Origin of the sequence: Coralloluteibacterium stylophorae (genome assembly GCF_018122625.2) — a bacterium.
GTDB classification, from domain to species: domain Bacteria; phylum Pseudomonadota; class Gammaproteobacteria; order Xanthomonadales; family Xanthomonadaceae; genus Coralloluteibacterium; species Coralloluteibacterium stylophorae.
Genome location: NZ_JAGQFT020000012.1, coordinates 93,480 through 116,443 on the forward strand (window position 1 = coordinate 93,480; position 22,964 = coordinate 116,443).

18 protein-coding genes are annotated in these 22,964 nt (G+C 73.2%); 9 read left to right on the top strand and 9 right to left on the bottom strand.

The window, feature by feature from the left end; translation table 11 throughout:
- Positions 1–52 precede the first annotated feature (52 nt).
- Positions 53–259: a cold-shock protein gene (locus KB893_RS15910; RefSeq protein ID WP_211926366.1), complete on the top strand. Its 207-nt coding sequence runs from the start codon at positions 53–55 to the stop codon at positions 257–259.
- Positions 260–397: 138 nt separating this feature from the next.
- On the top strand, positions 398–2,044 hold the full coding sequence (locus tag KB893_RS15915; RefSeq protein WP_211926367.1) for an acyl-CoA dehydrogenase family protein: 1,647 nt from the start codon (positions 398–400) through the stop codon (positions 2,042–2,044).
- A 248-nt stretch (positions 2,045–2,292) separates the two neighbouring features.
- Here the strand turns inward: KB893_RS15915 and KB893_RS15920 are convergent, their stop codons facing one another.
- Both KB893_RS15920 and pdeM read right to left on the bottom strand, forming a co-directional pair.
- The gene (locus tag KB893_RS15920) at positions 2,293–2,622 is read right to left on the bottom strand and encodes a tetratricopeptide repeat protein (protein WP_213173877.1); all 330 of its coding nucleotides are present in this window, start codon (positions 2,620–2,622) and stop codon (positions 2,293–2,295) included.
- A 123-nt stretch (positions 2,623–2,745) separates the two neighbouring features.
- Complete coding sequence (pdeM, locus tag KB893_RS15925; RefSeq protein WP_211926368.1) at positions 2,746–3,426, bottom strand: ligase-associated DNA damage response endonuclease PdeM; 681 nt, start codon at positions 3,424–3,426, stop codon at positions 2,746–2,748.
- 81 nt (positions 3,427–3,507) lie between these two features.
- On the opposite strand from pdeM, the gene KB893_RS15930 reads away from it, so the two are divergent.
- On the top strand, positions 3,508–4,149 hold the full coding sequence (locus KB893_RS15930; protein ID WP_211926369.1) for an exopolysaccharide biosynthesis protein: 642 nt from the start codon (positions 3,508–3,510) through the stop codon (positions 4,147–4,149).
- 6 nt (positions 4,150–4,155) lie between these two features.
- On the opposite strand, the gene KB893_RS15935 is transcribed toward KB893_RS15930, so the two are convergent.
- The 3 genes from KB893_RS15935 to KB893_RS15945 form a co-directional block, all read right to left on the bottom strand.
- Positions 4,156–6,711, bottom strand: coding sequence for a ligase-associated DNA damage response DEXH box helicase (locus KB893_RS15935; protein WP_213173884.1), 2,556 nt, complete (start codon positions 6,709–6,711; stop codon positions 4,156–4,158).
- A 71-nt stretch (positions 6,712–6,782) separates the two neighbouring features.
- Entirely contained in the window at positions 6,783–8,393 is a 1,611-nt protein-coding gene (locus KB893_RS15940) for an ATP-dependent DNA ligase (protein WP_213173878.1), read from the bottom strand.
- Positions 8,390–9,427 (bottom strand): ligase-associated DNA damage response exonuclease, encoded by a 1,038-nt coding sequence (locus KB893_RS15945; RefSeq protein WP_338026986.1) that lies wholly within the window; start codon positions 9,425–9,427, stop codon positions 8,390–8,392. The genes KB893_RS15940 and KB893_RS15945 overlap by 4 nt, the downstream gene beginning before the upstream one ends.
- 124 nt (positions 9,428–9,551) lie before the next feature.
- On the opposite strand from KB893_RS15945, the gene KB893_RS15950 reads away from it, so the two are divergent.
- The gene (locus KB893_RS15950) at positions 9,552–13,679 is read left to right on the top strand and encodes a PAS domain-containing protein (RefSeq protein WP_213173879.1); all 4,128 of its coding nucleotides are present in this window, start codon (positions 9,552–9,554) and stop codon (positions 13,677–13,679) included.
- 9 nt (positions 13,680–13,688) lie between these two features.
- Here the strand turns inward: KB893_RS15950 and KB893_RS15955 are convergent, their stop codons facing one another.
- The 3 genes from KB893_RS15955 to KB893_RS15965 form a co-directional block, all read right to left on the bottom strand.
- The gene (locus KB893_RS15955) at positions 13,689–14,948 is read right to left on the bottom strand and encodes a cytochrome P450 (RefSeq protein ID WP_211926597.1); all 1,260 of its coding nucleotides are present in this window, start codon (positions 14,946–14,948) and stop codon (positions 13,689–13,691) included.
- A 157-nt stretch (positions 14,949–15,105) separates the two neighbouring features.
- Positions 15,106–17,676, bottom strand: coding sequence for an acyl-CoA dehydrogenase (locus KB893_RS15960; protein WP_211926598.1), 2,571 nt, complete (start codon positions 17,674–17,676; stop codon positions 15,106–15,108).
- Positions 17,677–17,776: 100 nt separating this feature from the next.
- The gene (locus KB893_RS15965) at positions 17,777–18,175 is read right to left on the bottom strand and encodes a SpoIIAA family protein (RefSeq protein WP_211926599.1); all 399 of its coding nucleotides are present in this window, start codon (positions 18,173–18,175) and stop codon (positions 17,777–17,779) included.
- A 148-nt stretch (positions 18,176–18,323) separates the two neighbouring features.
- On the opposite strand from KB893_RS15965, the gene KB893_RS15970 reads away from it, so the two are divergent.
- Complete coding sequence (locus KB893_RS15970) at positions 18,324–18,863, top strand: DUF1190 domain-containing protein (protein WP_211926600.1); 540 nt, start codon at positions 18,324–18,326, stop codon at positions 18,861–18,863.
- Between the two features lie 5 nt (positions 18,864–18,868).
- Complete coding sequence (locus tag KB893_RS15975; RefSeq protein ID WP_211926601.1) at positions 18,869–20,101, top strand: glutathionylspermidine synthase family protein; 1,233 nt, start codon at positions 18,869–18,871, stop codon at positions 20,099–20,101.
- 247 nt (positions 20,102–20,348) lie between these two features.
- On the opposite strand, the gene KB893_RS15980 is transcribed toward KB893_RS15975, so the two are convergent.
- Positions 20,349–21,065 (bottom strand): glutathione S-transferase, encoded by a 717-nt coding sequence (locus tag KB893_RS15980; protein ID WP_211926602.1) that lies wholly within the window; start codon positions 21,063–21,065, stop codon positions 20,349–20,351.
- Positions 21,066–21,199: 134 nt separating this feature from the next.
- Here KB893_RS15980 and KB893_RS15985 point away from each other — a divergent pair, with 134 nt between their 5' ends.
- The 3 genes from KB893_RS15985 to KB893_RS15995 are packed head-to-tail and all read left to right on the top strand — an operon-like array spanning position 21,200 to position 22,774.
- A complete protein-coding gene (locus tag KB893_RS15985; RefSeq protein ID WP_211926603.1) occupies positions 21,200–22,174 on the top strand; it encodes an alpha/beta fold hydrolase in 975 nt (324 codons plus the stop codon).
- 37 nt (positions 22,175–22,211) lie between these two features.
- Entirely contained in the window at positions 22,212–22,583 is a 372-nt protein-coding gene (locus KB893_RS15990) for a hypothetical protein (RefSeq protein ID WP_211926604.1), read from the top strand.
- Complete coding sequence (locus tag KB893_RS15995) at positions 22,580–22,774, top strand: helix-turn-helix transcriptional regulator (protein ID WP_211926605.1); 195 nt, start codon at positions 22,580–22,582, stop codon at positions 22,772–22,774. Before KB893_RS15990 ends, KB893_RS15995 begins: the two co-directional genes overlap by 4 nt.
- Positions 22,775–22,964 lie beyond the last annotated feature (190 nt).

Consider the following 22,964-nt stretch of genomic DNA (forward strand, 5'->3'; position numbering starts at 1 on the left):
GGAGACAAGGGGCGCGGCGCACAGCTCATTCGGGAACCTCGGGGATACAGCAATGCAGTACGGCACAGTGAAGTGGTTCAACGACGCCAAGGGCTTCGGTTTCATCTCGCCGGAGGGCGGCGGCAACGACATCTTCGTCCACTACTCGGCGATCCAGTCCAAGGGCTTCCGTTCGCTGCAGGAAGGCCAGCGCGTGGCGTTCGAGGTGACGCAGGGGCCGAAGGGCGAGCAGGCATCCGGGGTCACCGACGCCACCTGATCCGGCATTCCGACGCGTCGACGAGAGAAGGCCCCGCTCCGGCGGGGCCTTTCGCGTTGCAGGGACTGCGGGGCGCTCGCCTGGTGCCGGCACGCCCCGCACAATGGCCGTCCCCTCCGCGCGGACAGGAGCCGCTGCATGAGCGAGTTCAGCACGCACCGGGTCGAGAACCAGCCGCCGCCGTTCGCGCCCTTCGACCTGTGGCAGGGCGATGCGGTGCTGCAGGCGACGGTCGCACGCAACGGCGGCGCCTGGGGCGGCGAACGCCTCTCCGACTACGCGCGCGCGGCGGGCGAGGCGCTGCATGGGTGGGCGCTGGACGCCAACCGCGACCGGCCGCGGCTCGTCACCCACGACGGCCGCGGCCACCGCGTCGACCGCGTGGAGTTCCATCCCCACTACCACCGGCTGATGCGCGCCGGCGTCGAGGGCGGGATCGCCGGCCTGCCGTGGCGCGAGCAGCGCGCGGGCGCGCATGTCGTGCGGGCGGCGCTGATGCTCCTGCACCACGAGGTCGAGCAGGGCACCAGCTGTCCGCTGACCATGACCTATGCCGCGCAGCCGGCGCTGCGGCGCGAGCCCGCGCTGGCCGAGTGGGCGGCGAAGGCGGCGGCGCCGCACTACGACGGCCGCGACCTGCCGATGGTGGGCAAGGCCGGCGTCACCATCGGCATGGGCATGACCGAGAAGCAGGGTGGATCCGATGTCCGCGCCAACAGCACCCGGGCGACCCCGGACGGCGACGGCTACGCCCTGGTCGGGCACAAGTGGTTCTTCTCCGCGCCGATGTCCGACGCCTGGCTGGTGCTGGCGCAGGCGCCAGGCGGCCTGAGCTGCTTCCTGGTGCCCCGCTGGCGCCCGGACGGCGAGCGCAATGCACTGCGGCTGATGCGGCTCAAGGACAAGCTCGGCAACTGGTCGAACGCCAGTTCCGAGGTCGAATTCACCGGCGCCCTCGGCCTGCGCATCGGCGAGGAAGGCCGCGGCGTGGCGACGATCATCGAGATGGTCGCGCTGACCCGGCTGGACTGCATGCTCGGCGCTGCGGCCCAGATGCGCATGGCGCTCGCCATCGCTGTCCACCATGCGCGGCACCGACGTACCTTCGGCAGGCCGCTGCTCGAACACGCGCTGATGCGCAACGTGCTCGCCGACCTCGCCCTCGAATCCGAGGCCGCGCTCGCGCTGGCGCTGCGGGTGGCGCAGGCGGTCGACGCCGCGCCGCGCGATCCGCGCGAGGCGGCGTTCGCGCGGGTGGCGACGGCGATCGGCAAGTACTGGCTGTGCCGGCGCGCCGCCGCCTTCGTCAACGAGGCGCAGGAGTGCCTCGGCGGCGCCGGCTACGTCGAGGAGTCGCCGCTCGCGCGGCTGTATCGCGAGGCGCCGCTGAACTCGATCTGGGAGGGCTCGGGCAACGTGCAGTGCCTCGACGTGCTGCGCGCGCTCGCGCGCGAACCCGCGACGCGCGACGTCCTGCTGGCGGAGATCGACCAGGCCCGCGGCCTGCATCCGGCCTTCGACCCCGCGGCCGACGCGCTGCGCGCCGCGATGGAAGAGGCCAAGGCCGCCGAGTTCCGCGCCCGCAGCATCACCGAGCGCGCTGCGCTCGTGCTGCAGGCGGCGATCCTGCTGCGCGCCGCGCGCGATGACGCAGGCATCGCGCCGGTCGCCGACGCCTTCTGCCGCTCGCGCCTGGACGGCCGCCACGGCCTCGCGATGGGCACGCTCGATCCCGACGTGGACGCCGGCGCGCTGATCGCACGCGCGCCCATGCGCACCTTCTGACGTCGTACCCGTCGTAGGAGCGGCTTCAGCCGCGACCGGCAGCGGGAAGGAGTTCGTGCGCGACAGCGCCTTCGGGTCAGATCGTCTTCCGTGGGAGGGGCTTCAGCCCCGACGGCCGTGGTGACGCGGCCGGTCGCGGCCCTCCGATCCGGGCGCGCGTCGGGGCTGAAGCCCCTCCCACGGAACGCCGCAATGTGTGCGTGAACTCGTCAGGGCCGAAGCCCCTCGCACAGCAAGCGCGCGCCGGGTCACGCCTGCCTGTCCAGCCGCCGCAGGCGCACGCCGAGTTCCTTCTCGAGCTGCCTGTCGCCCCGCGTGCGGGCGGCGGCGATGCCGTGGGTGAAGGCGTCGCGGGCGGCGGTGCGGTCGCCGCCTTCGGCCAGCAGCAGGCCGAGCAGGCGCCAGGCGGCGGCGTAGGCGGGATCGCGCTCGACCGCGGTGCGCAGGTGCGCGACCGCTTCGTCCTGGCGGCCACGCTGCTGCAGTGCGAGCGCGATGCTCATGTGCAGCAGCGGCGTCTCGCGCGCGCTGCCGAGCAGGCGCTGCAGCGGTTCGAGCGGAAGCGGATGCGGGCTCATGCCGGCACCCGCCCGGCGGAGCCGCCGCGGACGTGTGGACTCGGATCGATGCGCTCGCGGTGCATGCAGGCGTCCATGGTGGAGTTCCAGAGGTGCGTCGCTGTCACGACGGGACCCGCGGCCTCAGCCCGCCGCCGGCCGCACCGCGCGCGCCGGCAGCGGGACCACCGCGTCGCCGCCGCAGACCAGCACCGCATCGTCGGGCGCGGGGCGGAACTCGGCGCCGCCGGTGAAGGCCGAAAAGGCAGGCAGCGTCAGCACCCGTCTCGCCCGCGCGAGCCAGAACGCCGGCAGGCGGTTCGCGGGGCCGACGCCGTGCATCCGCACCACCGGGTGCAGATGTCCCGCCAGTACCGGTGCCGAGGCATCCGTCTGCGGATCGTGGCGGAACACGAGTCCGGCCTCGCGGTGCACGCGCTCCAGCAGGACGATGCCCAGCCCGGCCTGCGCGAGCGCGCGGTCGTGGTTGCCGACCACGGCCTCGATCCGCAGCGCCGCATGCGCCTCGCGCCAGGCCTGCCACTGCGCGCGCCAGGCGGCGGCGTTGGCCGCGCCGTGGAGGACGTCGCCGAGGATCATCAGCCGGCCCGCCGCGGTCGCCGCAACGAGCGTGTCCAGCCTGCCAAGGTCACCGGCGGTGCCGCCGCGCGGCAGGGCGAGGCCGGCACGACGGAAGACGTCGCCCTTGCCCAGGTGCAGGTCCGCGATCACCAGCATGTCGAGGGCGGGCAGGTGCAGCGCGCGGTCGGCGAGCGGCACCGCGCGCAGCGGGCCGAGGTCGAGATCGGGAGCGGAAGAAGGCATCGCCTGCGCAGATGGGGGCGCAGCGTCGACGAATCCAGTCGCTCACGTGCCCTGGCCGCGGCCCCGCCTAGGCTGCGCGACATGGCCGCGCCCCGACCACAGCCGCAGCAGCAGGACGACCGCCGCGAGGACGATGCGCCGCACGATCTGTCGGGCGTGCTCGACCGCATGCACCATGCATCGGACGAGCATCCGGAGCTCGAGAAGGTCTCGCTGCGTCATGTGCTGGACGCGGTCGGCGAACGCTCCTTCGGCACCCTGCTGATCGTGCCCGGCCTGGTCGCGCTCTCGCCGCTCAGCGGCATTCCCGGCATGCCCACGACCATGGGCCTGCTGGTGATCCTGATTTCCGGCCAGCTGCTGCTCGGCCGACGCAGCTTCTGGATGCCGGGCTTCATCCTCGACCGCTGCATCGGGCGGCGCCGTTTCGACCGCGCGCTCGACTTCATGGCCAGGCCCGCGCGCTGGATCGATCGCCCGCTGCAGCGCCGCCTGACCTGGCTGACCAAGGGGCCGGGGCTTTACGTGGTCGCGGCCTGCTGCCTGCTCGTCGCCGCGACCATGCCGCCGCTGGAACTGCTGCCGTTCGCGGCGAGCGCGGCGGGCCTGGCGATCACCCTGTTCGCGCTGTCGCTGATCGCGCGAGACGGGCTGCTGGCCCTGCTCGGGGTCCTGGTCACCGGCGGGCTCGCCTTCTTCGCGATCCGCTTCTTTTTTTTCTGACGCGGCTCAGCCGCGCGACCAGCGCGCCTCCAGCCGCTCGGCGGCGCGCTCCACGCGCGTGCGCCAGTCCTCGTTGGACAGGTTGCCGCGGATGCGCTCGGCCCACAGCGGAAAGCCAAGCGGAGTCAGGCTCTGCGGCCGCGCGAGCAGGCGTGGTGCACCGTGCAGGCGCTCGAGCGTCGCGCGCAGGCGCCGGAACTCGAGCTGCGCCTCGAACACCTCGCGCTCGGCCTGGTCGAGCAGCACGTGGCCGGGGTCGTGCTGGCGCAGCACGTCGTAGATCAGGCCCGACGAGGCCTGCAGCGCGCGCAGGCTGGGAGGCGTGCGCCCGGGCAGCGAGGGCGGCAGCAGGCCCGCGACGCGCGCGATCTCACGGAACTGGCGCCGCGCGAGTTCGCCCATGTTGAGGCTGGCGTGGAGGTCGTCGAGCAGCCCGTCCGGGGTCAGCAGCACAGCGAGGGTGGCGTCGTCGACCGGCATCGGCCGGGCCAGCGCGACCACCAGTCCGTAGTCGCTGACCGCGAAGCTGAAGGTGTTGGCCTGCATCCGCGCCAGGCGCAGCGCGAACAGTGCGCCCAGGCCCTCGTGCACGTGACGGCCGGCGAAGGGATACAGGAACAGCTGCTGCTCGCCGCGCGCGGTCAGCGACTCCACCAGCAGCGTGTCCGTGTCGGGCAGGGCCGAAATGCGCGCCTGCAGGTCGAGGATGGGCCGTGCGGCGGCGACCTCGGGCGCGTCGGCGTCGTGGCCGGCGACGATGCGGCGCAGCTCGGCGCCCAGCTCGGACGACAGCGGCATCTTCGCGCCCATCCAGCGCACCGCGCCGACGCGCCCGCCCTCGACCCGGCGCACGTAGGCGGTCATGTCCCTGATCCGCACGAACTCCAGCGTGCGCCCGGCGAAGGCGAAGCGGGTGCCGGGCGTCATCCGCGCGATGAAGGCCTCCTCGACCGAACCGAGCGCGCCGCCCTTGAGGTAGCGCACCTGCAGGGTGCCGTCGCTGACGATGGTGCCGATCGACAGCCGGTGGCGCAGCGCCTGGCGACGGTCGCTCATCGCGTAGCGGCCGTCGTCGGTGCGCACGACGCGGGCGAAGTCGGGATAGTTCGACAGTGCCGCGCCACCCTGCACGACGAAATCCAGCACTGCCTGCCAGTGCCTGCGACCGAGCGCGGCGAAGGCGTGGGTGCCGCGGACCTCGGCATAGGCCGCCTCGGCCTCGAAGCCGCCGCCGAGGGCGAGGGTGACCAGGTGCTGGGCGAGCACGTCCAGGGACAGCCGCAGCGGCGGACGCGCCTCGATCCGCCCGACCGTGAGCGCGTGCCGGGCGGCCGCGAACTCCAGCAGCTCCAGCGTGTTGGTCGGCACGCAGACGATGCGTCCCGCCGCGCCCGGCCGATGCCCGGCGCGCCCGGCGCGCTGCAGCAGGCGCGCGATGCCGCGCGGGCTGCCGACCTGCAGCACCTGGTCGACGGTGGGGAAGTCGACGCCGAGGTCGAGGCTGGAGGTCGCCACCACGCAGCGCAGGGCGCCGGCGCGCAGCCCGTCCTCGACCGCATGCCGCAGCGCCGCGTCGATCGAACCGTGGTGCAGGGCGAGCGTCTCCGGCGCCTCCGGCCACACCGCAGCCAGCGCCTGGTGCCACAGTTCGGCCTGCGAGCGGGTATTGGTGAACAGCAGGCTGGTGCGCACGCCGAGGATGCGCTCGAGCACGCGCGGCAGCTGGGCGAGTCCGAGATGGCCGGCCCAGGGAAAGCGCTCGCCGGGCGGCGGGATCAGCGTGTCGATCACCGTCTCGCGCGCGGCGACGCCGTGCACCAGCGGTGCGTCCGGCGCGTGCGGCAGCAGCACGCGGCGGGCCTCGTCGAGATTGCCGAGCGTCGCCGACAGGCCCCAGATCCGCAGCCGCGGCGCGAGGGCGCGCAGGCGGGCGAGGGCGAGTTCGAGCAGCACGCCGCGCTTGCTCGCCATCAGTTCGTGCCATTCGTCGACGATCACCGCCTCCAGCCCGGCGAGCACCGGTGCGGTGTCGGCATAGGTCAGCAGCAGCGACAGGCTCTCGGGCGTGGTGACCAGGGCGTCGAAACGGCCCTCGCGCGCGGCCTTGCGGTCACGGGCGCTGGCGTCGCCGGTGCGGATGCCGACCTGCCAGTCGAGGCCAAGGTCGGCGAGCGGGTCGCGCAGCGCCCGCGCCGTGTCCTCCGCGAGCGCCTTCAGCGGTGTGATCCACAGCACGCGGAGGCGCCGCAGGACACCCGCGCGCGGCGCGGGCGGTTGCGCCAGCGCCGACAGCAGCGGGCCACCCCACACCGCCAGCGTCTTGCCGCTGCCGGTCGGCGCGTGCAGCAGGCCGCTGCGGCCGGCGAGGTAGTGCGCCCAGGCCTCGCGCTGGAAGGGAGCCGGGCTCCAGCCGCGGGCCTCGAACCAGGCATCGAACGCCTCGGGGCCCTGCGCGTCTGCGGCGGCGTGCGACCGCCTCCCGCGCGCTGGCGTCGTCCGCGCGGGCGCGGCGGAGGGCGGCGCGGGATCCGCGGCGACGCGTGCGTCCGCTTCGGGCGCGATCCCCTGCCGCGCGAGGCGCGCGCCGCGCGCGCGCTCGATGTCCCGCCGCGTGACCCGCTGCCGCTTCGGACTCACCGCGCCAGCGCCTTCAGCGTGTCCAGGCGGTCGGCCTCGGCGGGCGGCTTGTCGTGGCGCCAGCGCAGGATCCGCGGGAAGCGCACCGCGATCCCGGACTTGTGCCGGTTCGACACGTTGACCGCCTCGAAACCGAGCTCGAACACGTGCTCGGCACGCACCGAGCGCACCGGGCCGAAGCGCTCGATGGTGTGCGCGCGGATCCAGCGGTCGAGCTTCAGGATCTCGGCGTCGTCCAGGCCGGAATAGGCCTTGGCGATCGGCACCAGGGCGTCGCCGTCCCACAGCCCGAAGGTGTAGTCGGTGAACAGGGTGCTGCGGCGGCCGTGGCCGAGCTGGGCGTAGATCAGCACGGCGTCCACGGTGAGCGGGTCGATCTTCCATTTCCACCAGTCGCCGCGCACGCGGCCGTGGCGGTAGGGGGAGTCGAGCCGCTTCAGCATCAACCCCTCGACGCAGCGCGTGCGCGCCTGGTCGCGCAGGGCCGCGGCCTCGTCCCAGCCCGCCGCCACGACCACCGGCGAGGGCACCAGCAGCGGGTCCGGATAGGTGGCCAGAAGCGCTTCCAGGCGCGCGCGGCGCTCGGCGAGCGGGCGTTCGCGCAGGTCTTCGCCGTCCTCCTCGAGCAGGTCGTAGGCCTGCACGCGCACCGGGCAGTCGGCCATCAGCTTCGCCCCCGGCTTGCGGCGCTGGATGCGCTTCTGCAGCGCGGTGAACGGCAGGGGCCGGTCCTCGCCGTGCGACCAGGCCAGCAGCTCGCCGTCGAGCACGCAGCCGTCGGGCAGCGCCGCGGCCGCGGCCTCGATCTCGGGGAAGCGCCCGTCCAGCCGTTCCTCGCCCCGCGACCACAACGCGACCGTGCCGCCGCGGCGGATCAGCTGCAGGCGGATGCCGTCCCACTTCCATTCGAGCTGCCAGTCGGCGACGTCGGCGAGGGCGCCTTCGCCGGGCGGCGCCGGCGCGGCCTCGATCGGCGAGGCCAGGAAGAAGGGGTAGGGCTGCTCGCGATCGGACGCGGTCGCCTCGGCCGAGAGCAGGTTGGCGAGGAAGGCGGGCGAGGGCGTCCAGTCCCCGAGCATGCGCTGGGCCAGGCGCGCGATGTCGATGCCGGAATGCTCGGCCAGCGCCTGCTGTACCGCGCGCGTCGACACCCCGACCCGCAGCGCGCCGGTCAGCAGCTTGTTGAAGGCCAGGCGCTCGGTCTCGGGCAGGCCGCGCCACGCCGCGAGCACCGCCGCCTTGCGCGCGCCCTCGTCGCCGCCGGCGACCGGACGCAGGCGCTGTTCGATCCAGACGTGCAGGGGCAGGTCGAGGACGTCCTCGGGGGCCGGATCGTCGAGCACCAGCATCAGCGTCTCGGCGAGGTCGCCGACGTGGTGGTAGCTGTCCTCCACCAGCCAGTCCGGCAGCCCGCTGGCCTCGGCAGCCCAGGCGCGCAGCTCGCCGGAGCGGGCGATGCGCGCGAGCTTTCCACCGGTGAGGAACCACAGCGCCCACACCGCGTCCTCCGGCGGCGCCGCGGCGAAGTAGGCGAGCAGCGCGGCGCGCTTGTCGAGCGTGGCGGTACTGGCGTCCAGGGCCGAGTACAGGGCGGCGAAGCGCCTCACGGAGCCTCGTCCTCGTCGCCGTACTCGGTGCGCAGGGTACGCGCGTCGATGCCGCGCTCGCACAGCACGCGCACCAGCGCCGCGGTGTCGCCGTGGGTGGCGAACACCTGGCGCGCGCCGGTGTCCTCCACCGTGCGCAGCAGCGACGGCCAGTCGGCGTGGTCGGAGATCACGAAGCCGCGGTCGTAGCCGCGCCGGCGGCGGCTGCCACGCACCCGCATCCAGCCCGAGGCGAAGCCGAGCGAGGCGCGGCGGAAGCGGCGCATCCAGGCGCTGCCGGCGGCCGAGGGCGGTGCGAGCACGAGATCGCCGGCGAAGGCGTCGGTGCGCGGGCGGCGTCCCTCCGGCTGTTCGGACAGCGGCTCGGTCGGCAGCATCGCGATGCCGGCCTCGCGGTAGATGCGCACGCCCTGTGCCATCGCCCCGTGCAGCAGGACCCGGTGCGCCGCACGTTCCGCCTCGGGCACCAGCGCCGCCAGCTCCGCCAGCACCCGCTGTGCCTTGCCGAGCGCATAGGCGAACAGCACCGCCGTCTCGCCGCGCGCGCGGCAGCCCTGCCACCAGGCCAGGATTTCCGCGGCGACCTCGCGCGTCGGCCGCCAGCGGTAGATCGGCAGGCCGAAGGTCGCCTCGGTGATGAAGGCGTCGCAGCGCACCGGCTCGAACGGCGCGCAGGTCGGATCGGGGTCGCGCTTGTAGTCGCCGGAGGCCACCCAGACCCGGTCGCCGGCCTCGACCCGAACCTGGGCCGAGCCGAGCACGTGGCCCGCGGGGTGCAGGCTCACGCGCACGCCGCCCAGGTCGAACGCCTCGCCGTAGGCGTGGGTGCGGTAGTCCTGGGCCCCGAGCCGCCACTCGAGGATCGGCAGGCCCGCGGAGGCGAGGTGATAGGTGCCGGAGCCGGCGCGGGCATGATCGCCGTGGCCGTGGGTGATCACCGCGCGCGGCACCGGGCGCCAGGGGTCGATGTGGAAATCGCCTGCGGGACAGTAGAGGCCTTCGGCGCGCAGTTCGATGAGAGGTCCGTTCGGCACGGCGGCGACTGTGGCGGCGGCGTCGTCAACGGCCGGCGAAAACGCGCGCCCCGAAACGCGCATGCATTCTCACCATGTCCGCTCGGGTACGCTGGCCGCCGTTCATTCGTTCCTGCCGACTTGGATGTCCACCCGTAGCGCCTGGAGGAGTTCCGACCGCAGCGCCGCCGAGCACGGCCCGGCGCCGCAGGTCGCGTGGGCGGCGGCGCTCGACGGACTGCTGGCCGTGGCGCCGGCGTTGTTCGGCGTCGCCACGGTCGCGGTCGTCGCCGACGACGGGCGCGCGCCGCGGGTGGCCGCGGCGGCGGGTGCGGAGCGGCCGGAGATCGACCCGCACCGGTGTGCCGCACTGCTGCCGCGGGGTGCCGGCGACGCCGTGGTGGTCGAGGCCGGCGACGGCATGCGCTTCTTCGCGGGCCTGCGCGTGCCTGGCTCTGCCGACGCCGACCTGCTGCTGTGCCTGCTCGACGACGCGCCGCGGGCGTTGCCCGAGGCCCAGGGCCGTGCGCTCGCGGCCTTCGCGCACCAGCTCGGCGACCGCCTCCGGCTCGATGCCGAGCGCGATGCACGTGGCGGCGAACAGGCGCGGATCCGTCAGCTCGAGGCCGAGCACCGCGCCGAGCGCGACCATCATCTCGCAGTGCTCGACAGCGCCGTCGACTACGCGATCCTGGCGTTCGAGGCCGACGGCCGCATCGATGCCTGGAACCGCGGTGCCGAGGCCATCTTCGGCTGGCCGCAGGCCGATGCCCTCGGCCGCGACATCGGCGAGTTCTTCACCGCCGACGATGTGCGCGCCGGCGTGCCTGCGGCGCTGAGGGAGACCGCGCGCGACGCCGGTCGCGCGGTCGAGACGCGCTGGATGCGGCGTCGCGACGGCAGCGGGTTCTGGGCCAGGGGCGAGCTGATGCCGCGCCGCGGCGCCGGCGGCGCATGCAGCGGATTCGTGCTGGTGCTGCGCGACCGCACCGAGCAGATCGAGCGCGAGCAGGAACTGCAGCGCAGCCGCGAACGGCTGGACATGGCGCTCGCGACCGCCGGCGCCGTGGGCGTCTGGGACTACGACGCCGTCGCCGACCGCGTCCATGCCAGCGAGGACTTCGCACGCCGCTTCGGTGCACCCGGCGGCGACGCGGAGGCGGGGCTGCCGCTGGCGGTGTTCCTGCAGGGCGTGCATCCAGACGACCGCGAGCGCGTGCTGCACAACATCCGCGCGACCCTTCTGAGCGGCGACCAGCTGCAGGAGGAATACCGCATCGGCGCGGATACCCCGCAGGGCGAGATCTGGGTGCTGGCGTCGAGCCAGGTGCAGCGCGATGCCGACGGTCGCGCACTGCGCCTGCCGGGCGTGCTGATCGACATCACCGAGCGCAAGCGCACCGAGGCGCGGCAGGCCTTCCTGCTGGATCTCAGCGACCGCCTGCAGCACGCGCGCAGCGGCCGCGACGTCGCGCTGACGGTGAGCGAGAGCATCGGCGACGTGCTCGGCGTCGCGCGCCTCAACTACGGCCAGGTCGAGGATGACGTGCTGCTGGTGGAACAGGGCGCGCAGGGCAGGCAGGCGCTGCAGCAGCCCCTGCGCCTGCCGCTGGCGGAACTCGGCGCCGGCTTCCTCGCCGCGCTCGCCGGCGGCGAGACGGTGGCGGTCGACGACGTGCGCACCCACCCGCTCACCCGCGAGCGCCGCGAGCTGTATCTGGCGCGGGATGCGCAGGCTTTCGTCGCGGTACCGCTGCTCGACGCCGGTCGCCTGCGCGCCCTGTTCTACATCAAGTCGCAGCGCCCGCGACGCTGGTCGGGCCACGACCTCGCGCTGCTGCAGGACATCGCCGAACGCACCCGGATCGCCGAAGGCCGCGCCCGCGCCGAGGAGGCGGCGATGGACGCCCGCGAGCGCCTGTACCTGGCGACCCAGGCGACCGGCCTCGGCGTGTGGGACCTCGACGTGCGCACCGGCAAGCTCAACTGGGACCGGCGCGTGCGCGAGCTGTTCGGCCTGGGCAGCAACGCCCCGGTGGACCTCGACGCGTTCTACCGCGGCCTGCATCCGGACGACCGCGACCGCGTCGGCCGCGAGGTCGCCCGCGCGATCGAGGGCGGGCCGGGAGTGGGCTTCAACACCGAATACCGCACCGTCGATCCGGTCGACGGGCGCGTGCGGGTCATCGCCGCGAACGGACTGACCGTGCACGAGGAGGGCGAGCCGGTGTGGTTCGTCGGCACGGTGCGCGACCTGACCGAGGAGCGCGCCACCGCCGCCCGCGAGCGGGAGATCGCCGAGCGCTACCGGCTGGCATCGCGCGCCACCAACGACGCGGTCTGGGACTGGGACCTGCAGCGCGATCTCGTGCAGTGGAACGAGGCGGTGACCACCCTGTTCGGCTTTCCGCAGGAGCGCGTCCCGCCGTCGTCGCAGTGGTGGATCGACAGCATCCATCCGGACGACCGCGAACGGGTCGCCGAGAGCATCCACGCGGTGATCGAGGGCAGCAGCGAGCACTGGAGCGAGGAATACCGCTTCGGCTGCGCCGATGGCAGCTACGCCTCGGTGCTCGATCGCGGCTACGTGCTGCGCGATGCGACGGGCGAGGCGGTGCGCATGATCGGCGCCATGCTCGACCTCACCGACCGCAAGCGCGCCGAGCACGCGCTGCAGGAGAGCGAGGACCGCTTCCGCGCCATCACCGAATCGATGCCGCAGATGGTGTGGTCGACGCGGCCCGACGGCTACCACGACTTCTTCAACCAGCGCTGGTACGACTACACCGGCGTGCCCTATGGAAGCACCGACGCGGAGGCTTGGCTGCAGGTGTTCCATCCGGATGACCACGCGCGCACCGGTGCGCGCTGGCGGCACTCGCTCGAGACCGGCGAGCCCTACGAGATCGAATACCGGCTGCGCCGCAGCGACGGCGTGTACCGCTGGGTGCTGGGCCGCGCGATGGCCACCCGCGATGCGGCGGGACGGATCACGCGCTGGTTCGGCACCTGCACCGATATCGAGGAACAGGTCCAGGCACGCGAGGCCCTGGCGCGCTTCGGCGAGCAGCTCGAGCGCGAGGTCGCCGAGCGCACGGCAGAGCTGCGGCGCAACGAGGAAGCACTGCGCCAGGCGCAGAAGATGGAGGCGATCGGCCAGCTCACCGGCGGCATCGCCCACGACTTCAACAACCTCCTGACCGGGATCGTCGGCGCGCTGGAGATCGTGCAGCTGCGGATCCGGCAGGGGCGCACGCAGGACATCGGCCGCTTCGCCGAGGCCGCGATCGCCGCGGCCAACCGCGCGGCGGCGCTGACCCACCGCCTGCTGGCCTTCTCGCGCCGCCAGCCGCTGGATCCGCGCGCGGTCGATGCCAACCGCCTGGTGCGATCGATGGAGGAGCTGCTGCGGCGCACGCTGGGCGAGACGGTCGCCCTCGAGATCGACATCCGGCCGGCGCTGTGGGTGACGCTGTGCGACCCGCACCAGCTCGAGAACGCCCTGCTCAACCTCGTCATCAACGCGCGCGATGCCATGCCCGGCGGCGGTCGGCTGCAGGTCCGCACCGCCAACAGCGACCTGCGCGATCCCGCCGAGGCGGCGGAGGCCGGCGTCGATCCGGGCGAGTACGTGACCCTGTGCGTGTCCGACACCGGGCACGGCATGTCGGCGGAGGTCATCGAGCGCGCGTTCGATCCCTTCTTCACCACCAAGGCCTTCGGCAAGGGCACCGGCCTCGGCCTGTCGATGATCTACGGCTTCGTGCGCCAGTCCGGTGGCTTCACCCGGATCCTCAGCACGCCGGAGCAGGGCACCGCGGTGACGCTCTACCTGCCGCGCCACCATGGCGAGGCGGAGTCGGAGCGGCGCGCCGTCCGCCACGTCGAGGTGCAGGCCGCGCCCGCGGACGAGGTCGTGCTGGTGGTCGAGGACGAGGCCACGGTGCGCGAGCTGGTGGTGCAGGTATTGCGCGACCTCGGCTACGCGGCGATCGAGGCGGCCGACGGGCCCGCGGGCCTGGAGATCCTGCGCAGCGAGGCGCGCATCGACCTCCTGGTGAGCGACATCGGCCTGCCCGGGATCAACGGCCGCCAGCTCGCCATGGAGGCGCGCCGGCTGCGGCCGGAGCTCGGCGTTCTACTGATGACCGGCTATGCGCCGGACGCGACCGCCGCGGAAGGCTTCCTCGAGGCCGGCATGGAACTGGTGACCAAGCCGTTCACGCTCGAGGCGCTGGCGGCGCGCATCCGTGCCATGGTCGGGGCCGGCTGAATCCCAGCATCAGCCATCGGCCGACGCCGCCGCGCGCAGGTTGACCAGGCGCATGCCGCTGGCCGGCAGCGCGGGCATGCGCGACAGGTCGATGGCGAGGTCCTGGGGCGGAACCTCGTACTCCACCTCGCGCGCGAGCAGGGCGACGAAGGCCTTCATGACCTCGATGGTGGCGCGCTCGCCGGGGCAGCGATGGGTGAGGTGGGCATCGCCCGCGCCCTGCGCGACGAAGTCCCAGGCATTGCCGTCCCAGGCGGCGAAGCGTGTGGGATCGAAACGCTCCGGCTCGTGCCAGCGGTGCGGGTCGCGGTTGGTGCCGTAGAGGTCGAACAGCACCCAGTCGCCGATGCCGAAGTCGTGGCCCCGCCACGAGAACGCCTCGCGCACGCGACCGCCGACCGCCGGGAAGAACGGATACAGGCGTCGGACCTCCTGCACGAAGCACTCCAGCAGAGGTTCGCTGCGGTCCTCCCGCAGGCGTCGGCGCCACTGCGGATGCGCGTGCAGCGCGTGCGCGGCGAACACCACGAAACGCGCGATCGCCACCGTCGGCCGCAGCAGGTTGACGAGCTCGACCGCCGCCACCGCGCTGTCGAGCGGCAGGCCGTCGCGGTCGCGGAAGGCGGCGACCGCCGCGAGCGCGCTGTCGGGCGGCGGCACGAGGCGCCCGGCGCGCACGCGCTCGACCAGGGCGCGCGCCCAGCGCTCGCTGCACCTGCGCAGCCACAGCGCGCGTGCGGTGCCGGCGCCGAAGGAGCCCGCCTGCTCGATCATCGCCGCCAGCTCCCGGGTCCGCCGCGCGCCTTCTCCGGGCGCAAGCGGGATTCCGGCCCAGCGGCAGGCCGCCTCGCACAGCACGCCGCGCAGGACGTCGTGCAGGACGACGCCGGAGCGCCACACCGGCAGGCGCTCGCGCCAGCGCCCGACCGCCAGCGCGGCGAGATGCCGCGCCGCATCCGGCGCCAGCAGGGTCATGAACAGGCGTTTGCGGTGCGTGTGCGCCGCGCCGTCCTGCGCCTGCACGCTGCCGAGGTCCTGCAGCAGGCGCACGGTCGTGGGCGGCAGCGCGCCGTGCCGGGTGAAGCGGCCGGGGCTGTAGAACATGGCGGCCGCGTCCGCGCCGCTCGCGCACACCACCGGCCGCAGCAGCAGGCGCGTGCGGAAGGCCGGCGCGCCGTGGCGCGCGCAGCGCGCGGGGATGAAGCGGTAGCCCTCGCGCAGGAAGGCGGCGGTGCTGTCGGCTGCGGCGGTGCGGGGCAGGGCGCTCATCGCCTCGGCCCCTTCGTCCGCGGTGGCAGGGCGGGCCGGCGGACGCGGTGGAACCGGAAGTTGGGCGGCGGACGCATCGCGACTCCTGCGGCAAGGGCGGGGCGGAATCGCGAGGATTCCGCACCGGCCCCGTCGCCGGAGTGAAAGCGGCGGCGCGTCAGCGTGCCCGGCGGGCCTGCTGATCGAGGTCGCGGGTCTTGTCCGGCGGCGTCTTCGGCCCGCCGGCGTCCTCGCTCTCGGGCGCCGCGGCGAGTTCGTTCTTCGGCCGCGCCTCCGGGTCGCCGACCTTGGTCATGGCGTCCTCGGCGTCGAACTCGCCGCGCAGGTAGGCCTTGCTGAAGTCGTCGGTCAGCAGCGCCTCGTAGCGCGCGGCGTCGTACTCGGCGACCAGGTCCGCCTGCCTGCGGTCGAGCAGGCCCTTGGCCACGGCGTCCTCCAGCTGCTCGCGCGTGTTGGCGCCCGCGAGCTGGCCCTTGGCCGAGGCCTTGAGGAACACCTCGTAGGCCGGCTCCGCGCGCAGGCACAGCTGGAAGGCATGTTCGAGCTGGGCGTGCGGGTCGGCCGCATCGCGCGCGCGGTAGGCCAGGTGCGAGATGCGTTCGCGGAAGTCGGTCTGCTCGAGCATGGCGTCGGCGATTGCCGCATTGTCGCGGTCGCTGACCGGGCGGTAGGGATTGCCGGTCGGGAACACGACCAGGCGCAGCAACGCCGCCGCCGGGCGCATCGGCAGGTTGCGGATCACGCCCTCGAAGGCCACGCCGATCTCGTTCAGGCAGTTGTCCATCGCCCAGCGCAGGTGCGGCAGGTCCTCCGGGCGCTCGCCGTTGGCGTGGAAGAAGCGCAGCGCGCAGGAGCCGATGTAGAGCTGGCTCAGCACGTCGCCCAGGCGCGCGGACAGGCGCTCGCGGCGCTTGAGGTCGCCGCCGAGGGTGCCCATGGCGATGTCGGCGGCGAAGGCCAGCGACGCCGACATGCGCTCGAGCTCGCGGAAGTAGCGCGCCGACGGCCCGTTGACCGGACTGGTGGCCAGCCCGCTGCCGAACAGGCCGAAGGTGAACGCGCGCACCGCGCGGTTGATGCTGCTGCCCAGGTGGGCGAACAGCAGCCGGTCGAAGCGGTCGAGGTCGCCGGCGTGCGCCGCCGCCATCTCGTCGAGCACGTAGCCGTGGCAGCGGATCGCGCCCTGGCCGAAGATCATCAGGCTGCGGCCGAGGATGTTGGCGCCCTCGACCGTGATCGCGATCGGCACCGCGCGGTAGGGGGTGGCGATCGGGTTGCGCGGGCCGTACTGCACGCCGCGGCCGCTGAGCACGTCCATGCCGTCGGTCAGCACCTTCCGCATCATCTCGGTCATGTGGTACTTGGCGATGGTCGTCACCACCGAGGGGATGCAGTGGTCGACGGCCGAGGCGGTCATCACGCGCATCGCCTCCAGCGTGTAGGCGTAGCCCGCGATGCGGCCGGTCGCCTCCTGCACGCCCTCGAAGCGCCCGACCGGGACGCGGAACTGGCGGCGGATGCGCGCGTAGGCACCGACGCTGCGGTACATCGCCTGGCCCGCCGCGGCCGACATCGCCGGCAGCGAGATCCCGCGGCCTGCGGAGAGGCATTCCACCAGCATGCGCCAGCCGTGGCCGGCCATCGGCATGCCGCCGATGATCCAGTCCAGCGGGATGAACACGTCCTCGCCCTTGATCGGCCCGTTCATGAAGGCCGAGCCGGGATAGTGCCGGCGCCCGATCTGGATGCCGGGATGGCTGGCCGGAACCAGTGCGCAGGTGATGCCGTAGTCCTTCCTGCCGCCCTCGATGAGGCCGTCGGGATCGCTCAGCTTGAACGCCAGGCCGATCACCGTCGCCACCGGAGCCAGGGTGATCCAGCGCTTGGAGAAGTTGAGGCGCAGGCCGAGCACGCGCTCGCCCTCGTGCTCGCCCCAGCACACCACGCCGGTATCGGGCATGGCGGTGGCGTCGGAACCCACCTCGGGCCCGGTCAGGCCGAAGCAGGGGATCTCGCTGCCGTCGGCCAGGCCCGGCAGCCAGCGCTTCTTCTGCGCGTCGGTGCCGTACTTCAGCAGCAGCTCCCCGGGGCCGAGCGAGTTGGGGACCATCACCGTCACCGCCAGCGCGTTCGAGCGGCTGGCCAGCTTGGTCACGACCGAGGACTGCGCCAGCGCGGAGAACCCGAGGCCGCCGTACTCGGTGCTGATCAGCATGGCGAAGAAGCGCTTCTCGCGCAGGTAGTCCCACACCGGCTGCGGCAGGTCCTTGTCCTCGAACTCCACCTTCCAGTCGTCGACCATCGCGCAGACGGTCTCGACCTCGTTGTCCAGGAACGACCGCTCCGCCGGGGTCAGCGCCGTGTACTGGAAGTCCATCAGCTTCTTCCAGTCCGGGCGGCCGCGGAACATCTCCGCCTCCCACCACGGCTCGCCGGCCTCGATCGCCTCGCGCTCGGTGGCGCTCATCTCCGGCAGCACCTTGCGGAACCAGCCCATGGCGGCGCGGGTGATGGCCGCACGGCGCAGCGGCACGATGGTCAGCAGCAGGAGGACGGCCAGTGGAATGGCCAGCAGCGTGGCCGACACCGGGCCGAGCAGGCCGGTGACCAGCAGGAGCAGCCAGCCCGCGGCATAGGCGCCGAGCCAGACGACGAGGGGTGCGCCGACGAAGGCCAGGACCCAGGCGAGGGCGATGGCGATCACGAGCACGGTGAGGGCGAGCAGCATGGGATCTCCCGGAAGATTGCGGGGCGGCGCGAGGCGAGGCCGCCCGGTCCGACATCATCCCATACGCATGCGTACAGGAGGCGTCGAGCGGGTCACGCGCTCAGACGCCGCCCGGGGCGTGCGCGCCGCGGACGTGCTCGCCGACCCAGAGCAGGGCGGCGTCGCGCTCGGCCGGGTCGAAGGCGCGCATCTCGACCCGCGGCAGCACCGGGTTCCACATCTTCACCAGGGTCCGCAGCCAGTCCTTCTGCGTGACCACCGCGGCGCGCGGGAAGCGCTTGAGCTCCCCGAGCTTGCCGAAGGTGTAGCGCAGGTCCTTGGCGATGGCGTGCGCGGTGATGTCCTCGAAAGCCTCGAGGTCGCAGTACAGGCCGATGCAGTCGTGGCTCGCCAGCTTCTCCTCGATCGTGGCGATGATGCGGTCGTAGTCGTTGCTGGTGGCGACGCCGGAGAGCTTCATCGCGACGACGTGGTCGGGGGCAGGCAGGATCTCGAGCATGGGCGGCTCCTTGGCTTGGATCGCGTTCCATGCTCGCCGCGGGGCGGTGGCGGCCACGTCATCGTGCCGTGACCTCCGACGGTTCCGCGGCGCGCACGGTGCAGGCAAGCTGTGCGGCCAGCCCGCGTCGCGGGCGCGGAGGACGACGATGAAACGCTCCCGGACCGCCATCCTGATCGCCATGGGCACCGCGCCGGTGCTGCTCACCGCCTGCGGGCCGGGCGAGCAGACCCGCGAGGGCCTCTACACCTCGCTCGACGCCTGCACCGCCGACGGCAACGAACTCAACGCCTGCCGCACCGCGCTGGCGCAGGCGCAGGCCGCCGGGGACGAGGCCAGCCCGCAGTACGCGGCACGCGCCGAGTGCGAGCAGAACCACGGCGAGGGCCAGTGCGAGGAGCGGCGTACGGCCACCGGCCATTCCTTCTTCGGCCCCTTCGTCACCGGCTTCTTCCTGTCGCAGCTGATGCGCGGCGGACAGCCGGTCGGGTTGGCGCAGGGCGCGCCGGCCTTCCGCGACGCCTCCGGCGGCTTCACCCGCCCGGTCGCGCCGGGCGGCGGCGTCTACCGCGCCGGCAGCGGCCGGCCGGCCGGCTTCGCGCCGGTGACGGCGACGCCGAACCAGGCCGTCACCACCGCGCGCGGCGGCTTCGGCCGCAGCGCCGGCGGCCGTGCCTACGGCGGCTAAAGCCGGTGCGGCGGATCGCGATCCCCGAGCGCCCCGACTGGCGCGGCACGGCCGAACGCCACGGCTTCGTCTTCCACACCGTGTGCGGCGAGCCGTACTGGGACGAGACCGCGTTCTACGCCTTCACCCTGGAGCAGGTGGAGCGCGACATCGAGGACCCGAGCGCCGAACTGCACGCGATGGCGCTCGACCTGGTCGACGGCATCGTCCGCAGCGAAGCGAGCCTGCGCCGGCTCGCCATTCCCGAGCGGTACTGGGACTGGATCGCGCGCAGCTGGCAGGCGCGCCAGCCGCATCTCTACGGGCGCATGGACCTCGCCTACGACGGCCGCGGCCCGGCCAGGCTCTACGAGCTCAACTACGACACCCCGACCTCGCTGTTCGAGGCCGCCTTCTTCCAGTGGGAATGGCTGGAGGACGGGCGCCGGCGCAGCCTGCTGCCGATGGGCGCCGACCAGTACAACGGGATCCAGGAGGCGCTGGTGGAGGCCTTCGCCAGCATCGCGCCCGGCCTGCCGCGGCCGTTCTACCTGGCTTCGGTGCGGGACTCGGTCGAGGACCGCGGCACGGTCGAGTACCTGCGCGACTGCGCGCTGCAGGCGGGGCTGGATGCGGCGCTGATCGCGATGGAGGACATCGGCCTCGGCGAGAACGGCGGCTTCACCGACCTCGGCGACACCGTGATCGGCACCCTATTCAAGCTGTACCCGCTCGAGGATCTGTTCGCCGACGACTTCGGCCGCCACCTTCCCGACTCGGGCGTGCAGCTCATCGAGCCGCCGTGGAAGGCGGTGCTGAGCAACAAGGGTGTCCTGCCGCTGCTGTGGGAGGCGCACCGCGGCCATCCGAACCTGCTGGAGGCGCACTTCGACGACGGCCGCGACGCGCTGCCGCCGGGCTGGGTGCGCAAGCCGCTGTTCTCGCGCGAGGGCGCCAACGTCAGCATCCGCCGCGCCGACGGCAGCGAGACCCGCAGCGACGGCCCCTACGCCGGTCCCTGCATCCGCCAGGCCTATGCCCCGCTGCCGCGCTTCGACGGCGGCCACGCGGTGGTCGGCAGCTGGGTCGTCGGCGATCGCGCCTGCGGCATGGGGATCCGCGAGGACACCTCCGAGATCACCCACGACACCGCCCGCTTCGTCCCCCACGCCATCGTCGATGCGGGCTGGGAGCCGGGACGCAGCGAGCCACCCCCGCCGCCGCGCAGGGGCGGGCGGGACGATGTGCTGGTGGCTTGAAGGGGGTGAAGCGGGAACAGGGAAGGGTGAAGCGGGAACCGGGAACTGGAGGTCGACGTGGTTGGCGGGCGCGCGCTTCGTCCGGTGCGGCGGGAAGGATGAGCAGGAACGGGAAACGGGGGAACGGGGAACGGGAAAGTAATGCGGCGCCGCTTCTTCCCAGGTGCCGTTCCGGCGGAGAGAGGACCGGCAGCACCTGAAAGGCTCCAGTTCCCTATTCCCGCTTCACCCTTCCCCGTTCCCGGCCTCAATCCTCCAGCTCCGGGTAATGCCGGAATATCCCGCTCTCGTCGTAGGGCAGGCGGCGCTCGGAGTCCAGGTAGGCCTTGATGTTCGGTCGCGCCGCCACCGCCTCGGCCAGGGCCAGGACGTGAGGGATCTTCGGCGCCAGGGCCTGCATGGTCTTCGGGAAGGCATAACGCAGGCCGTCGACCACCTGGAACAGCGACAGGTCGGCGTAGGACAGCCGGGCGCCCACCAGGTGCTGCGGGCCGTGCGGGTTCTTCGCCAGCACGCGCTCGAAGTAGCCGAGGAACTTGGGGATGCGCTCCTCGCGGAACTCCTTCGCCCGGCGCCTGGCCTCGGCTTTCTGGTCCTCGTAGTAGGCGCCGATGCCGACCGGGTGGTGCACATCGTGCGATTCGGCCACCAGGTCGGCGATGGTGAGCTGCAGCTGGTGGGTCCACAGCGCGTCGGCCTCGTCCTTGGCCACCAGCCCCAGGCGCGGGCCGAGGAACTGCAGGATGGCCGCGACCTGGCCGACCGTCACCGTCCCAGCGCGCAGGTAGGGCGGGGCGAAGGAGGGGCGGTCGTCGTCCTCGAGCCCCTTCTCGACGGCGTCGACGCCACCGGCGTCCCCGTCGTTGCCGATGTCGACCCAGTCGGCCCCGGCCTCGGCCAGGGCGAGGCGGACGAATTCGCCGCGACCGGGCAGGCCGGGCCAGTAGTAGAGCTCGTAGCGCATGGGAGTCCTCGTCGGTGGCGGGCGGCGCAGTGTCCGCAACGGGACGTCGGACGCGGATGAAGCGATGTAAAGCACGCTTGACATGGGCGGCGCAGCGCCCGAGCATGTCAAGCACCCTTTACATGGAGTCGCGCATGATCCTCCGGACCATCCTGTGCCTTTTCCTCGCGATGGCTTTGGGCCCGGCCCTGGCCGCGGGCCAGGTGCCGCCGCGCGCGACGCTGTGCGCCTCGCCGGCGGCCGGTCTGCCCGAAGCTGCGGAACGCTTCGAGGTCGGGCGCCTCGCCGTGCAGCGCTTCGGCGCGCATGGCCGGCCGCTGGTGCTGGTGCCCGGCCTCGCCAGCGGCGCCTGGGCCTGGGCCGGCGTGGCCGCGCCGCTCGCCGCGGAGCACCGGGTCTACGTGGTCACGCTGCCCGGCTTCGACGCGCGTGCGGGCGTCGAGGGCGAGCCTTTCCATGGCGCCGCGCAGGCCCTGCAGGCGCTGCTCGCGCGTCTTCCGCAGGATGGCGGCGGCCCGGTGCTGGTCGGGCACAGCCTCGGCGGCGCGCTGGCGCTGCAGGTCGCGGCGATGCACCCGGAGGACGTGGCCGGGGTGGTGGCGATCGACGGCCTGCCGGTGTTCCCGGGCATGGAGCGGCTGGATGCGCCCACGCGCATCGCCGCCGCCGAGCGGCTGCACGCGCAGATGGCGGCCGCCGGCGAGGAGAGCTTCCTGGTCCAGCAGCAGGCCTACATGCGCGGCATCGGTTTCGTCGATACCGGTCTCGCCGACCGCTGCGCCGTGCTCGCCGCGCGCAGCGACGCCACCGCGGTGGCCGATGCCGCGCGCGCGCTGATGCGGCTCGACCTGCGCCCGGCGATGGCGCGGGCGGACGTGCCGGTGCTGGAGATCGTCCCTTACCTGGCAGGTGACCATGCCGCTCCGCCACGCGTGCTGTCCGCGCAGCAGAAGGCCGACTACTACCGCGGCCTGCTCGGGCCGCTGCTGCAGGCCGGGGTGGTGGTGGTCGAGGACGCGCGCCATTTCGTCCAGCTCGAACGGCCGCAGGCGGTGCTGGATGCGATCGACGGCTTCGTCGCGCGCCTCGATGCTGACGGGGCGCGCTGAGATGGGCGCGCGCGAGACGAGGAATTCCCGGCGCTACATGCGCGAGTTCTGGCCGCCGATGCTGGCCTACTGCCTGATCGTCCTGTTCGCCTTCCCCTGGGCCGGCGAGCCGGCATTGCCGCTGGCCGCGCGCCTGGCGCTGGCGCTGCTGCCGGTGGTGCCGATGATCCTGGTGCTGCGCGCCTGCGCGCGCATGATCCTGCGCAGCGACGAACTCGAGCAACGGCTCGCGCTGCAGGCGCTGGCGGCGGCGACGGTGCTGGTCGGCAGCGTGAGCTTCGCGATCGGCTTCGTCGATTCCGCGCGCATTCTGGAGGTTCCCGGCTCCAGCCTGCTGCTGGTGCTGCCGGCGACGATCGGCACCTGGGGCCTGAGCCGCTGGTGGCTGGGGCGGCGCCTGCGCACATGAAGAACCGGGTTCGCGAGCTGCGCGCGGCGCGGGGCTGGTCGCAGGCGGAACTGGCCGAGCGCTTGGACGTCTCGCGCCAGACCGTCATCGCCATCGAGACCGGCCGCTACGATCCGAGCCTGCCGCTCGCCTTCGCGATCGCGCGGCTGTTCGGCGAGGCCATCGAGGCGATCTTCGCGCCCGAGGAGTGACCGCGCCTTCGTCCGCGGCAACGGCGCGAAAGCCGTTGCCCTCGCGCCGGCAAGGGGGCGTCCTGTAGATACCGTCTTGCCTCCTACCTGGCAACGGCTCTTGCAGGATCGAATGGCTGACCTGACTTGAGCACGCCGTAGACGATGCGCAGCAGCCTGCGCATGGCGGCGCAGATGATCTGCTTGGCGC

Excerpts from the sequence above, each read along its gene's own strand:
- KB893_RS15910 (WP_211926366.1), top strand. The coding sequence starts at position 53 with ATGCAGTACGGCACAGTGAAGTGGTTCAACGACGCCAAGGGCTTCGGT.
- KB893_RS15915 (WP_211926367.1), top strand. The coding sequence starts at position 398 with ATGAGCGAGTTCAGCACGCACCGGGTCGAGAACCAGCCGCCGCCGTTC.
- KB893_RS15920 (WP_213173877.1), bottom strand. The coding sequence starts at position 2,622 with ATGAGCCCGCATCCGCTTCCGCTCGAACCGCTGCAGCGCCTGCTCGGC.
- pdeM (WP_211926368.1), bottom strand. The coding sequence starts at position 3,426 with ATGCCTTCTTCCGCTCCCGATCTCGACCTCGGCCCGCTGCGCGCGGTG.
- KB893_RS15930 (WP_211926369.1), top strand. The coding sequence starts at position 3,508 with ATGGCCGCGCCCCGACCACAGCCGCAGCAGCAGGACGACCGCCGCGAG.
- KB893_RS15950 (WP_213173879.1), top strand. The coding sequence starts at position 9,552 with ATGTCCACCCGTAGCGCCTGGAGGAGTTCCGACCGCAGCGCCGCCGAG.
- KB893_RS15955 (WP_211926597.1), bottom strand. The coding sequence starts at position 14,948 with ATGAGCGCCCTGCCCCGCACCGCCGCAGCCGACAGCACCGCCGCCTTC.
- KB893_RS15960 (WP_211926598.1), bottom strand. The coding sequence starts at position 17,676 with ATGCTGCTCGCCCTCACCGTGCTCGTGATCGCCATCGCCCTCGCCTGG.
- KB893_RS15965 (WP_211926599.1), bottom strand. The coding sequence starts at position 18,175 with ATGCTCGAGATCCTGCCTGCCCCCGACCACGTCGTCGCGATGAAGCTC.
- KB893_RS15970 (WP_211926600.1), top strand. The coding sequence starts at position 18,324 with ATGAAACGCTCCCGGACCGCCATCCTGATCGCCATGGGCACCGCGCCG.
- KB893_RS15980 (WP_211926602.1), bottom strand. The coding sequence starts at position 21,065 with ATGCGCTACGAGCTCTACTACTGGCCCGGCCTGCCCGGTCGCGGCGAA.
- KB893_RS15985 (WP_211926603.1), top strand. The coding sequence starts at position 21,200 with ATGATCCTCCGGACCATCCTGTGCCTTTTCCTCGCGATGGCTTTGGGC.
- KB893_RS15990 (WP_211926604.1), top strand. The coding sequence starts at position 22,212 with ATGCGCGAGTTCTGGCCGCCGATGCTGGCCTACTGCCTGATCGTCCTG.
- KB893_RS15995 (WP_211926605.1), top strand. The coding sequence starts at position 22,580 with ATGAAGAACCGGGTTCGCGAGCTGCGCGCGGCGCGGGGCTGGTCGCAG.